The sequence below is a fragment of the Mucilaginibacter pedocola genome, assembly GCF_002013915.1.
GTDB classification, from domain to species: Bacteria; Bacteroidota; Bacteroidia; order Sphingobacteriales; family Sphingobacteriaceae; genus Mucilaginibacter; species Mucilaginibacter pedocola.
Genome location: NZ_MBTF01000012.1, coordinates 584,017 through 598,153, shown reverse-complemented (window position 1 = coordinate 598,153; position 14,137 = coordinate 584,017). Strand labels below are relative to the sequence as shown.

General features: G+C 48.0%; 8 protein-coding genes. 5 read left to right on the top strand and 3 right to left on the bottom strand.

Annotated elements, in window-relative coordinates; genetic code table 11:
- The first annotated feature begins 6 nt into the window (after positions 1–6).
- A complete protein-coding gene (locus tag BC343_RS14820; RefSeq protein WP_078348559.1) occupies positions 7–1,137 on the top strand; it encodes an MBL fold metallo-hydrolase in 1,131 nt (376 codons plus the stop codon).
- Position 1,138: 1 nt separating this feature from the next.
- On the opposite strand, the gene BC343_RS14815 is transcribed toward BC343_RS14820, so the two are convergent.
- Positions 1,139–1,825, bottom strand: a complete 687-nt coding sequence (locus BC343_RS14815) for a hypothetical protein (protein WP_078348558.1) — start codon at positions 1,823–1,825, stop codon at positions 1,139–1,141.
- 324 nt (positions 1,826–2,149) lie between these two features.
- On the opposite strand from BC343_RS14815, the gene BC343_RS14810 reads away from it, so the two are divergent.
- Together BC343_RS14810 and BC343_RS14805 are read left to right on the top strand one after the other, a co-directional pair.
- Positions 2,150–2,968: an alpha/beta hydrolase gene (locus tag BC343_RS14810; protein WP_078348557.1), complete on the top strand. Its 819-nt coding sequence runs from the start codon at positions 2,150–2,152 to the stop codon at positions 2,966–2,968.
- A gap of 115 nt (positions 2,969–3,083) precedes the next feature.
- Positions 3,084–3,449, top strand: coding sequence for a response regulator (locus BC343_RS14805; RefSeq protein WP_078348556.1), 366 nt, complete (start codon positions 3,084–3,086; stop codon positions 3,447–3,449).
- 319 nt (positions 3,450–3,768) lie between these two features.
- Here the strand turns inward: BC343_RS14805 and BC343_RS14800 are convergent, their stop codons facing one another.
- Both BC343_RS14800 and BC343_RS14795 read right to left on the bottom strand, forming a co-directional pair.
- A complete protein-coding gene (locus BC343_RS14800) occupies positions 3,769–6,117 on the bottom strand; it encodes a PAS domain S-box protein (RefSeq protein WP_078348555.1) in 2,349 nt (782 codons plus the stop codon).
- Between the two features lie 283 nt (positions 6,118–6,400).
- The gene (locus BC343_RS14795; RefSeq protein WP_078348554.1) at positions 6,401–7,504 is read right to left on the bottom strand and encodes an NAD(P)-dependent alcohol dehydrogenase; all 1,104 of its coding nucleotides are present in this window, start codon (positions 7,502–7,504) and stop codon (positions 6,401–6,403) included.
- Positions 7,505–7,785: 281 nt separating this feature from the next.
- Here BC343_RS14795 and BC343_RS14790 point away from each other — a divergent pair, with 281 nt between their 5' ends.
- On the top strand, positions 7,786–9,297 hold the full coding sequence (locus tag BC343_RS14790; protein ID WP_078348553.1) for a GAF domain-containing protein: 1,512 nt from the start codon (positions 7,786–7,788) through the stop codon (positions 9,295–9,297).
- A 35-nt stretch (positions 9,298–9,332) separates the two neighbouring features.
- Positions 9,333–14,135: a chemotaxis protein CheB gene (locus BC343_RS14785; RefSeq protein WP_238381777.1), complete on the top strand. Its 4,803-nt coding sequence runs from the start codon at positions 9,333–9,335 to the stop codon at positions 14,133–14,135.
- Positions 14,136–14,137: the final 2 nt, after the last annotated feature.

Here is a 14,137-nt window from a genome sequence, read left to right as displayed (position 1 = left end):
CCGCTTATGAAAAAACTATCCCGCATTTTAAAACGCTTCGTGCTTATTAGTCTTGCTTTAGCAGGCGTACTCAGCTTGGCTACCTGTGCTTTTATGCAGCAGCCGCAATTTGGCAGTTTACCCAAAGGCGAACGCTTGGAGGAGGTGAAGAAGTCACCAAGGTATAGCGACGGAAAATTTCATAATTTGATTGAGCGGCCGACTATCACGGAGGGCTACAGCATTGTAGGCGAATCGTGGAAAACGCTTTTTGGTAATTTGCCAAGGCGAACCCCTGTAGATTCGTTGCCATCGGTAAAGACTGATTTGAAAGCTATTCCTGCCAACCAAAATGTAATGGTATGGTTCGGGCACTCGTCGGTTTTTATACAGGCAGGCGGCGTTACTTTCTTGGCCGACCCGATATTTAGCGGAAAGGCCACCCCGCTGCCGTGGGGTGTAAAAGCCTACAAAGGCAGCGATGTTTATACGGCAGATGATATGCCCGAAATAGATTACCTGCTGATATCTCACGACCATTACGACCACCTCGACTATGAAACGGTAACAGCCCTGAAAAATAAAGTGAAGCATGTGGTTTGCGGGCTGGGCGTGGGCGCGCATTTTCAGCGCTGGGGCTACAAGCCCGAACAAATTATTGAGAGGGACTGGTATCAGAAAGTGCCCGTAAATGATAGCGTTGTCATATATAACGAATCATCACACCATCGATCGGGCAGGGGTTTTGTGCAAAATAAAGCGCTGTGGATGTCGTACCTAATTAAAACGCCGGCAAACAAAATATACATCAGCGGTGATGGTGGCTTCGACGGGCGCTTTGCTGCTATCGGTAAGAAATTTGATGGCGTAGATTGGGCGGTAATGGAGAACGGGCAGTATGATATGGCCTGGCATTCGGTACACAACCTGCCCGACGAAGTAATTGCCGCAACCATGGGGCTGCGCGCCAAAAACTTGCTGCCCGTGCACCACTCCAAATTCACGCTTGCCAAACACCCCTGGGACGAACCATTGAATAAAGTGACCGAACTATCCGTCGGCAAACCCTACCGCCTTGCCACCCCAATGATAGGCGAGGTGGTACGCATGGATGACAGCACCCAGTTATTTAAACAATGGTGGAAGGGGTTGAACTGATCTAAACTTTCACCCAAACACTAAGAGGGCCCATTTTTTTGCCTCCGATCGCCACAGCTTCCTGTAAAGCATCGCCGCTTTCGTACCCAACTACAGGCAGCGCTTGGGCAAAGGCAACCAATGCTGATCTGTATTGGCGGCTATTATCTCTGCAAAAGAAATTAGAAAGCCCTGCAACGCCATGGCTGGTGTGAATGATGCCTCCGCTAATTATCTTGCCGTAGTCTTCGTGATAAACGAATTTAATTTCTGGGTGCTGCAGTAAGCTATCTTTAAATATCCTGTCCTGCTTGTCATTACCCCAGGCCTTTTCCCATGCTTGCAGCTTTTCGGAGGTGTCGGCTATCTTAAAATCGATCGTTGTTTCTGTTTCATCAGCGTAGTTTACCCACTGCGCTTCGAAGAGTTTATGAAAACCATGCGCCTCCAGTTCAAGGGAATTAAAACTGTCCTTTAATGATTTCAGCAGGGGCAAACCACGCATCGCATCAACAACGGCATTAGTATCGATAGAACTGCTAAGGGTAACTAGGTCGGGATAATAAGGCGGCACCGGCCCGGGCGACCGCCAGATATTTTGCTGAACGCTACCCGGCGCACCGTGGGTAGCACATATGATACCACACCACTCAGCATTATTTAAAATGGTGCGTTGGAGTAGGTTATCAGGGTTTGAGTATTCGGGCATTGTATCCAAAAATAGTAAAGTGAGGATAAAAATTAGCGGTCTCTTTTTTAACCGCGGAGGGCACAGAGGTTGCGCGGAGGTTCGCAGAGAGCCTATCACGTGGTTAAGAGTTATAACAGCGTCAATTATATAGAGGAAAAAGTTTCCCCTTTGCGCCTTGGCGTCTTTGCGTGAAAAAAGTAACCACATGATAGGCTCTGTGCCTCTCCGCGTAAAACTCTGTGCCCTCTGCGGTAAAAATAACCAACTTGTTACACCAAATCGGCCCGTCTCTAATAGCACTTTATAATTATTGCCCTATCTTGGCTTTTACTAACTATAACCATGAAAAAACTCATCTTCCTGCTATTACTTATACCTTTCACCACAAAGGCCCAGCAAACTTATGTTGCCAAAAAAGGCATTCAATATTACGCAGAGAGCGTAAATAAGCAAGATGCCTACATCAACTCCCAATGCAAACTTGATTTGTATTACCCAAAAGATGCAAAAGGTTTCGCTACCATAGTATGGTTCCATGGAGGTGGTTTAACCGGCGGGGGTAAGGAAATTCCGCAAGCTTTAATGGAAAAAGGATACGCGGTGATAGGGGTAGGGTACAGGCTATCGCCAAAGGCAAAAGGCCCTGCCTATATAGAAGACGCAGCGGCTGCGGTCGCCTGGGCATTTAACCACATAACCCAATACGGCGGCAGCGATAAACAGATATACCTTTCGGGGCACTCGGCCGGCGGCTACCTGGCCATGATGATCACCCTCAACAAAAAATATCTGGCAAAATACGATATAGATGCCAACAGGATAGCCGAACTGATACCCTTCAGCGGGCAGTGCATAACACACTTCACCATCAGGCAGGAGCATGGCATAAAAGATACCCAGCCCACTATTGATGAATACGCCCCGCTTTATTGGGTGCGAGCCGATGCGCCACCTATGCTGCTGATCACCGGCGACGCCGAGATGGAACTACTGGGCCGCTACGAAGAGAACGCTTACATGGCACGCATGATGAAACTGGCCGGGCATAAGGCTACGCGCCTGTTTCAGCTGCAGGGTTTTGATCATGGGGGCATGGCCACGCCGGCCTTTCCGCTCCTGCTAAAAGAAATTGCGGCGCGTAAAAAAGCCATTGGCGATTAATTAGGGGCGGTTTTCAAAATTATTTTAAATGCTCATTTAGTTTCATTCTAAAATATCAACAAGGGTTGGTTTAAAGCTAAGATTAATTAAATTGCGCTGTAATTTAAACTAACGAATGGCCCAGCAAACCATTATGGTCATTGATGATGACCAGGAGATACTAACCCTTATCAATTTAATACTAAGGGATGCAGGTTACCTTGTGAAGATAGGCAAGGATGTGACTGACTTGTTCGAGGTGGAGAAAAACCCGCCCGACTTGCTGCTTATTGATAATTGGTTGGATGGGAAAATGGGCCGTGATATTTGTTATCAACTTAAAACCAGCCCCAAAACACAGCACCTCAAAGTATTGCTGATATCGGCCACACACAATTTACCACAAACAGCCGAAGCCGCCAAAGCTGATGGTTATGTAGCTAAACCATTTGATGTAGATGTGTTGCTGAATGCAGTTAAAAATGCGCTTAGTGCCGCTTAAAGGAGCCGATAGCATAGTTCACATCAGACGTTGCTATGGAACGTAGAAATTGAATTTGTTATTTTTCTACCAACCAGCCCTTCCTACGGAAGGTTCTTTTTTTTTATCCTGTAAGACAATGCTATTAAGTCAAAACCACCCCAGAGGAGTGAAAGATCGGTAGCAAATAGTGTCTACCAACGAAACGTTGCGATGGAACAATCTTTTTTCATCCCATAGGGATGTTTGGTTGGTAGCAGTGGCCATAATAAAATGAGCGGCGTTCCCTCGGAACGCATGGTGGATTGGCAACTATCCCCCGCGTGATGTGTTCGGATGCTTATACCGCCGGAATAACGAATGAAAAGGTAGCACCTTTGCCCGGCTCGCTCTCTACCCAAATACGCCCGTCGTGGCGTTTAATTATCTCGGCACTTAAGTAAAGGCCTATGCCAAAGCCCGAAATGTGACGGGTTTGTTCGCCTTCAACCCGGTAAAACCTATCGAATAGTTTGGGTTGGTCTGCCAGGCTGATACCCATGCCTTCATCCCGTACACTTACCAATGCACCTTTGGTCGTTCGTTCGCATTTTATTTCGATGCTGGTGCCTTTTGGCGAGTATTTTACAGCATTGCTTAGCAGGTTAGATATTACCGAACCGATCTTATCGTGGTCGGCATATACGTTTATGGCATCGCCGGGAGTGAATAAGAAAGTGTAGCCGCTGGTAGTAAGTTCGGTTTCGCGGATGTTGCCTTCTATCAGTTTTTCCAGGTCGAATGTTTCACGGTCTATCTGTATCTGGCTCGATTCGAGGCGCGAGATGTTCAGGAAACCGTTTATCATGTTGGCCATTTTGCGGGCCTGCACATTGGCTTTATCCATAGCGCCCGATAAAAATTTATCGTCGCTGTTCTTCAGCTTCATGTTGGCCACCTGTATAAGCGCGGTGAGCGATGTCAGCGGTGTTTTCAGTTCGTGGCTCACCATGCCGATAAAATCGTTCTTGCGCATCTCATCGCGCTTTTTCTCTGATATATCGCGCGATATTTTTGATATACCTATAATGTCGCCCTGCGGGTTCCGTACCGGCGATATGGTGAGCGAAACATCGATCAGTTGCCCGTCTTTTTTTGCGCGGATGGTTTCAAAATGCTCCACTCGTTCGCCTGCGCGTATGCGCGCTATAATGGCGGGTTCTTCGTCGTGCCTGTCGGTTGGTATTAGTTTCAGGATAGACTGGCCCACCATATCTTCTTCACTATACCCAAAGATGCGCCTGGCACCGGCATTCCAGCTGGTAATAATACCGTCTAAGGTTTTACCAATGATGGCATCGTCGGACGAATCGACGATGGCCGCCAGTTTGGCACTGCGCTCTTCGGCTTGTTTAACGTCCGAAATATCAAGGGCGATGATCAGCCCTGCATATTGCAGGCCGGCAGCATCGAATAAGGGTACAAAATCAACCCTGAAGGCATTGCCATTAAGCCCCTGGCGTTCTACAGTGAAGCGCTCACCGCTGGTAAGGCGCCTGTAAAGGTGGCGGGTTGATGCATATCGTTGTGTTTCTAATACCTCGCTTAACAGCTTACCAGTATTATGCTGCCCTTCAAAGCCAAGTTCTTCCATCAGGTCGCCCTCCAAGCCTAAAATGCGCTGGTTATTATCAATAACAATAATGAGCGAGTTAGGGATATTAACGGCTATCGATTTAAACAGGGCTTCGCTTTTGCGTAATTCCTCGCGGTTACGGGCAAGCTCTTCGTTGGTTGCCAGCATTTCTTCGTTGGCGGCCGCCAATTCTTCGTTCGTTGCGGCCAGCTCCTCGTTTATGGCCGTTAGTTCCTCGTTAAGCGCCTGTGTTTCTTCTTCGCTTTCTTGCAATTCCTTAGTGCGCTGTTCTACGCGGTCTTCCAGCGATGCATTTACAAGTGAAAGTTCATCGCGTGTGGCCTCCAATTCTTCGTTGGTGGCTTCCAGTTCTTCGTTAGAAGCCGTAAGTTCTTCATTAAAGGCTGCGGTTTCCTGCTCTTTAAATTGCAATACCTTTTGCAGCCGGTCTTTCTCACGCACATCAGCCGTTACGCTGATATAAGAGAAGCATACGATGATGAGGGCAATGCCAATACCTATCAGGAACACGGGAGGTGTAAAGCGGGCATAGCGTTGTAGTTCGGCATTGCGTTGTTCCAGTAAAAGCTGTTCGGCATCTTCGGCTTTGTCGGCAGCCACGCGCAGGGCATCCATAGCGGCTTTGCTGCCGTTAAGGTCGGCCAAGGTAATGGGTTGTTTGTTTTCTTTCTTTTTGATGATGGCTTGCAGGATGTTCATCCTTTCTAACAGCACCTTATTCAGTTCATCTATATTTTGTTGTTGAACAGGATTGTCGGCGGTCAGCCCTTTTACTTCATTTACCAGGCTTTGGGCTTTTTCGTAAGAGCCCTGGTTAGGTTCCAGAAAACTTTTCTCGTTGGTAAGCAGGTAACCTCGCTGCCCGGTTTCAGCATCTTTCATTACCGAGAGGGCTTTTTCCAGTTTGCTTATTACTTCGTTGCTGTGCGCAACGGCCTTATTGCTGGCCAATAAATTACGAAGGGTAGTGTACGAGAATACAGCAATAACAGCCATAATAAATATGGCAGAGCCATAGCCGATCTGCAAATTCCGGTTCAACCTGGGTTTCATAAAAGTAGATGTGTGTGCACTCCGGGGCGAGAATGCGCCCTAAATATAGGTGTTTGCACAAATTACTCCAAACAGGCGTGTTAAAACAACAATTAAAACAGAGGAATAATGGTTTTTGACCCGATTTTACTCACCCTGACGGCCCGCAATTCGCGGGCGTCGCCCCTCTCTGCTTCTCAAAGCGGTTGGAAGAACAGGGAATGAAGCTTACCCTCTTTCCCTTTACGGAGAGAGGGTGGCCCAGCAATAGCGTCGGCCGGGTGAGTTAAATCGTAAGCTGTGTTTAAACGTTTTTCGCCGTAAATGCCCGCATATCTATCACGTACCTAAAGCGCACATCGTCGTCTTTCAGTTTTTCAAAGGCATCGTTTATATCCTCCATCTCTATCATCTCTACATGGGGGAGGATGTTGTGTTCGGCACAAAAGTTTAGCACCTCCTGTGTTTCGGCAATACCGCCTATGAGTGAGCCGCCTATGCTGCGCCCCTGGCTGGCCACATCCATATTATTCACGGGTGTTTTATAAGGTGCCAATAAGCCCACGGTAACCAGCGAGCCACGGCGGCGCAGCAGGCAAACGTAGGGGTTCACGTCAAAGGCATCGGGGATGGTAACTAAAATAAAGTTGAAGTACTTTTCGTGCCGTTTCATTTCGGCCTTATTGTCGGATACGATAACTTTATCGGCACCCAATTCTCCTGCCAGCTTCCGTTTGTCTTCATGGGTGGTTATGGCGGTAACTTCGGCACCCATGGCTTTGGCTATCATTACGGCCATGTGGCCAAGACCGCCTATGCCTGCAATAGCTACTTTGTCGCCGGGTTTAACGTTCCAGTGTTTCAGGGGCGAATAGGTAGTAATGCCTGCGCAAAGTATAGGAGCGGCTTTGCGTATATCAAGAGCATCAGGTATCTTCAACAAAAAGTCTTCGGGAACTACTAAGTTGGTAGAGTAGCCGCCGTAGGTATTATATTCAGATGCATCGGGTTTAAAGTAGCCGTTATACGTCATGGTAGGGCCGTGCGGGCCTTCGCAAAACTGTTCTTCGCCATCGCGGCAGGCGCTGCAGCTGCGGCAGCTATCTATCATACAGCCCACGCCAACAATTTCACCCTCGGCAAACTTAGTAACCGCGCTGCCTGCATAGGTTATGCGGCCAATTACTTCGTGGCCAGGTACGCAGGGGTAAATGGTGTTTTTCCAGTCGTTCTCTACCTGGTGCACATCCGAGTGGCAAACACCGCAATAAAGTACTTCAATCAGCACTTCGTTATCTTTCGGAGCATCCCGCTCGAACTTTATGGGTTTCAGCGTTTCGCCGCCCACCAGGTTGCCCGAGGCTCCGTAGCCCCTGGCGGCAATTTTTTCTAACGTTAGTGTTGCCATGGCTGTGTGTTGTTGATATATTAATTAACTGTAAATAAATTTAATTGTTTGGAGGAGCGTTTGCGCACACTCCTGCTTAAAAGCCTGCCTGTCACTAACAGCAGCTCGCATAAAAGCTTTATTTGGCTGAGTATTCCCAAATGTTGTTTCCAATTAAATTGTTTCTTAAAAAGAAAACACTACTTTAGCCCAATACTTCTGCCTTGTTTTACCTGTTAGTTGCGCCCGTTATTCACCCGCAGGCCCGGCATCCGGTTACAACGCCGTAAATACCTAATTAAATGGCTGCACTAAAAAATTACGATTCGGATTTTTGCGGAAGCTTGCCGCTTAGCCACATCAACGTTATACAGGATTATGGTTACTTGGTAGTTGTAGCACGCGAAACACTCTCGATAATACAGGTGAGCGAAAATGTTGCCGAATTGCTTGGCGTAGCGCTTGATGATATTATTGATTCGCCCCTTGGTAACTACACCGATGCTGCCGCCATAGCCAAACTGCAAAAAGGCTTTGCCGACAAAATAAGGAACAAAATACCTTTCACGCTGCCGTTTGGCGGGCAAAATATGTCGGCCCTTGCCCATTTCAGGGAAGATAGCCTGCTGTTGGAGCTGGAAAAGCCCGATGCCAACGGCGAGCGCTCATTCACCAATGTTTTCGAGGATATAAAATACGCTATTGCCGCCATTGAGCAGGCAAACAGCGTTGAACAGCTAAGCCAGATAGCCATTGCCGAACTGCGTAAGCTAACCGGTTTTGATGGTATTATGATGTACCGCTTTGATGCCGACTGGAACGGAACGGTGATAGCCGAAGAGAAAGTAGAAGGGCTGGAGAATTACCTGGGCCATACCTTCCCGGCATCGGATATACCCAAACAGGCCCGGCAGTTGTATCTGCAAAACCCCTACAGGCTTATCCCCGACAGGGATTTTAAACCCGTGAGGCTTTACCCGGTAATTAACCCGCAAACCCGCTCGTTTACGGATATGGCCGGTTGCAACCTGCGTGGCGTTGCGGCAGTGCACCTGGAGTACCTGAAGAATATGAACGTGCAGGCTTCCATGTCCATCCGGGTAATATACCACGAGCAGCTTTGGGGGCTTATTGCCTGCCACCACCTTACCCCGCGCTACCTCAGCCTCGAGCTTTGTTCGGTTTGCGAGTTGTTGTCGTCGGTAATATCAAACAAGGTAACGGCCATATTGTATAAAGAAACATTTGAAGAAGAAGCCGAATTGCAGCGCATGCAAACCGGCCTGGCAGCTGCAGTTTATGCTGATAACGATTTGGTAGAAGGGCTATTGAATCCCGACAAACCCAACCTGATGCAATTGTTTGGCGCAGGGGGCGTGGTAGCCGTTTTAAACGGCAGGCAACACACGCTTGGCGAAGCGCCCGATGCGGCCTTTATAGAGAACATGGTGCTTTGGCTGCAAAACAAACATGCCGGCCGCGTGTTTGTAACCGACGAGTTGCCTTTGATATATGATGATGCCTTGCCCTATGCAGCAGAAGCAAGCGGTGCATTGGCCATACCGGTGGATGCAGAGAATGGCGAGTATATCATCTGTTTCAGGCCCGAGTTGGTGAAAACCATTAACTGGGGCGGCGATCCGGATAAAGCAATAAATTTTGAACCGGATGGTAAGAACTATCACCCGCGTAATTCGTTTAAATTGTGGCAGCAAACCGTGCGCAACACGGCGCGGCCATGGAGCGAACAACACATTAGGGTGGCCGAAAACATGCGCAGTTTGGTGTATGAGTTTACCACCCGAAATTTATAACAGATATTTTGGCAAAGGCGAGTAATATAGAATTTATGGAAAGCAAACCGTCCGACCGCTTTATTATAGCGATAGGGGCATCGGCAGGCGGTTTGGAGGCTATCCATGAGTTTTTCGACCATATGCCCGCCAATTCGGGCTTCACCTTTGTAGTGATACAACACCTCTCGCCCGATTATAAAAGCCTGCTGGTTGAGCTGGTATCTAAACACACCCACATGAAGGTGTACGAGGCCGCCAACGATGTTACCCTACAGCGCGATTGCGTATACATTATCCCTAATAAAAAGCTGATGACCATACGCGGGCATAAGCTTAAACTGGCGGATAAGGTGAAGGATAAATCGCCTAACACGGCTATCGATACCTTTTTGTTTACACTGGCGAAAGAGAAGCGCGAGAAGGCCATTGCGGTTATACTCTCAGGTACAGGTACCGACGGCACCAAGGGCATAGAGGCCATTAAAGAGTGCGGCGGTATGGTGATCGTACAAGAGCCGGCCACCGCCAAATTCGATGGCATGCCCAATAGCGCCATCACATCGGGCAATGCCGATTTTATATTGCCTCCTTCAAAAATGCATGTAGAGGTATACAACTATGTGCACCAAAGCCATATCCCGCAGATAGAAGAAAGCAGCTTTGACGACGGGCACCTGAACGATATTTTCCACCTTGTATCAAAAAGCAGCGGGCAGGATTTTAACCTTTATAAAACGCCCACCATACTGCGCCGCATAACCCGCCGTATGGCTGCGGTTGAAATGGTGAATCTGGACGATTACGTAAACCTGCTGCACAACGAACCGGCAGAAGTGAAACTGCTGGCCAAAGATTTTTTAATTGGCGTGACCAGCTTTTTCCGTGACAGGCCAGCCTTTGAATTACTGGAGAAGGAAGTTATCCCCAACATCATCAAAAACAAAAACGACGGCGATATACTGAAGGTATGGGTTTGCGCCTGTAGCACCGGCGAGGAGGCTTACTCCATTGCCATATTGCTGAACGAAGTAGTAGCACGCAGCGATAAAAACCTCGAGATAAAAATATTTGCTACCGATGTAGATGAATCGAGCATTGAGGTTGCTGCGCGTAACAGCTACCCACTGTCGGTTGCTAAAGAGATACCTTCGCAATACCTCAAAAAATATTTTATTAAAGATAATAAGGGTTACTCGGTGCTGCCCGGCATTCGCAAACAAATTGTGTTTGCCAGGCACAACGTTATTAAATCGCCACCCTTCATCAAAAACGACCTGGTTACCTGCCGCAACATGCTCATTTACATGAATAACCTGTTGCAACAAAAGGTGATAGCTACCTTCCATTACGCGCTTAATAAGGAGGGTTACCTGTTTTTAGGTTCGAGCGAAAATGCAGCGAGTATTAAAGAAGGCGTAACCGAAATTAGCAGCAAATGGAAAATATACCAGCGCTCGGGCACCATCAGCTACGGGTTGCACCATACCTATACTTCGGTATCGCCCAGCCTGAAATACACCGATAAACGCATAGCCTTTAAAAATACCGAAGCACCCAAAACCGCCGATGAAGAGTTTCGCGATCTGGTAGTTGAGGAGTTTGGCCCGGTGGGGATATTTATAGATAAAAGCTACATCGTACACGAAACCATAGGCAACTTCAACCGTTTTTTGATGATGCCCGAGAAGAAACTCGACCTCAACATACTGAATATGGTGGGCAAGGAAGTTTCTATTGTGCTCAATACCGCTATACGCAAAGCCTGGAAGGAGGGGAAAAAGGCACACCTTACTAACGTGCGCATTAAGCGCGAGGGCCGCCCTTTGCTTTTGCAGGTAACGGTGAAACCGCCGGACAGCCGCTCGCCAAATGGTTATACGCTGGTGATGTTCTCTGAAACTAAGGCAGAGCCGGTGAAAGAGGGGATAGTATTGCCGCCTGTAGATACCCACGGGCAGGGAGAATACCTGATGGAGATGGAAGCAGAGTTGAGCGAAACCCGCATTAACCTGCAGATGGCCATCGAGGAGATGGAAACCACCAACGAGGAATTGCAATCGAGCAACGAGGAGTTACTTTCGGCTAACGAAGAACTGCAGTCGGGTAACGAAGAACTGCAATCGCTCAACGAGGAATTACATACCCTGAATACCGAACACCAGTTGAAGATAAAGGAACTGGTAGAGCTGAACGACGACCTGGATAACTATTTCCGTAGTACCGATATAGGGCAGATATTTATTGATGCCAACCTGCGCATCCGTAAGTTTAACCCTGCTGCCATAAAAATGGTGAACCTGATAGAGGCAGATATTGGCAGGCCGATAAACCATATCTCCAGCAATATACTGGCAGATAATTTGGTGAACGACCTGCATACTGTATTGGCCAAAAATAAGGTGGTTGAAAAGGAGATAACCTTAAAGAATGGCACCAACAACCTGATGCGTATTTTGCCCTACATCCGCAAGGATAAACAGGTTGATGGGGCGGTAATATCCTTTATTGATATATCGGTTATTACCGAGCTGAATAACATTATAAGCGGCGTTTTCAATGCCAGCGCTTCGGCGATATTGGCGTTCCGCGAGATGGGCGGCGGCAACAAGCCTAAAGATTATAAATGCATTGCTTTCAATCAGTCGGCCCTAACGCTTGTTGGAAAAACTAAGGAGGATATGAATACGCAGCCATCTATCCGCGATTTTGAGGAACTGATGGCACCGTTAAGCTTTGAGCAATATGCAAAAGTGGCCGAAGGCGGCAAACCATTACAGGCCGAGATACAAACGGTAAGCAATAAGTACTTCCAGTTGCTTGGCGCAAAAATGAACGACGGCTTTGTACTGAGCCTTACCGATATTACCATCCGTAAAAATGCGGAGCAAAAGCTTAAAAACAATTACAACGAACTGATAACTGCACGTGAAGGCTTGCGCAACCTTAACCACCAACTGGAAGACAAGGTGCAGGAGCGTACCCAAAAGCTTACCGAGAGCGAAGAGAGGTTCAAACTGGTATCGAAAGCAACAAATGATACTATTTGGGACTGGAACCTTGTGAGCAACACGATGTGGAGGAGCGAGAATTTTACCGCCATGTTCGGCTACGAGCGCGATGAAGCGAGCAATACGATGGATTTTTGGTTCGGTAAAGTACATCCCGACGACCGTAGGAAGGTGGAAGAAGGTGTTTTCCGTGCCATTAACAAGCATGAGGAAAACTGGTCGGCCGAGTACCGTGTACAGAAAGCTGATGGCAGCTATGCCGTGATATTAGACCGTGGCAGCATCTTAGAAGATGAGTTGAAAACGCCTTACCGCGTGGTAGGTTCTATCATTGATATTACCCGCCTGGTAGAAACCGAGCGCAGGCTGAATACGAGCGAGAGCCGTTTCCGCAAAGTGTTCGAATCTAATATGATAGGGATGCTGTTTGCTACGCTCGATGGCGAAGTGCTGGAAACCAACGATGCCTTCCTGAATATGCTGGGCTATAAGTCCGGCGAACCTGCAAGTAAAACGCTAAACTGGAAATACATTACTCCGAAGCAATACCTTGATGTAAGCTATTGGGCGGTAAAACAACTGAAAGAGAATGGCGTATGCCCGCCATTTGAGAAACAGTATTACAAAAAAGACGGCAGCACGGTATCGGTGCTGATGGGCTCGGCCTTGCTGGAGGAAGATAACCGCCTAACATCAGTAAGTTATATTATTGATATTACCAAGCAGAAGGAGGCCGAGCGCGTGCGGCAGGAACTGCAGGGGCTGGTGCAAAAGCAGCAGGAAGAGTTTTCGAACATATTCAGCAATGCGCCTGCGCTGATAACCATACGTCGTGGCAAAGAACTGCGCTACGAGTTTGTGAACAAAGCCTTTGTGGAGTTCGACGGGCGCGAGCATTACATTGGGCTTACCATGGCCGAAGTGCACCCCGAACTGGCCGGTTCGGAACTGCTGGAAATTGAAAGGCAGGTTTACGAAAGCGGACAACCTTATTACGGCAATTCGCAACCCATTAAAAAACTGGGCTGGCAAACCGCCGGCCGCGCCGAGCGCTGGTTCGACTTGGTTTATACCCCGGTATTTGCCGATAATGGGCAGGTAGATGGTATTGCCTTTTTTGGTTTTGAGGTTACCGAATTGGTAGAGGCACGCAGTGCTGCCGAAGAACTGATGCAGAAGAAGGACGAGTTTATGAGTATTGCCAGCCATGAGCTAAAAACGCCTATCACCAGTTTAAAAGGCTCGCTGCAGATAGTACAACGTATGCTGGCAAAAGCCGATGATGCCAACCCCATGAGCCGTTTTATTGATAAGGCCAGCAGCCAAACCGATAAACTAACCGGCCTGGTGAGCGACTTGCTTGATGTTACACGCATACAAGCCGGTAAAATGCCGCTTAACCCAACTACCTTTAATGCAGTGGCCATGGTGAGCGATTGTGTAGACGAAGTGAAGGCCCAGCAACCCAACCAAAAACTTATCTTCCACACCGATTGTGATGTTGATGTAACTGCCGATAAAACCCGGTTGGAGCAGGTGATACATAACTTTTTAACCAACGCCATTAAGTACTCGCCGGGTGCGGATACGGTGCTGATAAGCTGCACCATGCAAGATGGGCAATTTAGGGTAGCCGTAAAAGATTTTGGCATTGGAGTGCCCGAAGATAAACAACCCTACCTGTTCGACCGCTTTTACCGCGTGCAGGAATCATCTACCCATTTCTCTGGCCTTGGGCTGGGCCTATTCATTTCGGCCGAAATTGTGAAACGCCACAACGGGCAAATAGGCATCGAGAGCGCCCCCGGCGAAGGCTCTACCTTCTGGTTCACCATCCCGCTCGATTAAAC

Excerpts from the sequence above, each read along its gene's own strand:
- BC343_RS14820 (WP_078348559.1), top strand. The coding sequence starts at position 7 with ATGAAAAAACTATCCCGCATTTTAAAACGCTTCGTGCTTATTAGTCTT.
- BC343_RS14800 (WP_078348555.1), bottom strand. The coding sequence starts at position 6,117 with ATGAAACCCAGGTTGAACCGGAATTTGCAGATCGGCTATGGCTCTGCC.
- BC343_RS14810 (WP_078348557.1), top strand. The coding sequence starts at position 2,150 with ATGAAAAAACTCATCTTCCTGCTATTACTTATACCTTTCACCACAAAG.
- BC343_RS14790 (WP_078348553.1), top strand. The coding sequence starts at position 7,786 with ATGGCTGCACTAAAAAATTACGATTCGGATTTTTGCGGAAGCTTGCCG.
- BC343_RS14785 (WP_238381777.1), top strand. The coding sequence starts at position 9,333 with ATGGAAAGCAAACCGTCCGACCGCTTTATTATAGCGATAGGGGCATCG.
- BC343_RS14815 (WP_078348558.1), bottom strand. The coding sequence starts at position 1,825 with ATGCCCGAATACTCAAACCCTGATAACCTACTCCAACGCACCATTTTA.
- BC343_RS14805 (WP_078348556.1), top strand. The coding sequence starts at position 3,084 with ATGGCCCAGCAAACCATTATGGTCATTGATGATGACCAGGAGATACTA.
- BC343_RS14795 (WP_078348554.1), bottom strand. The coding sequence starts at position 7,504 with ATGGCAACACTAACGTTAGAAAAAATTGCCGCCAGGGGCTACGGAGCC.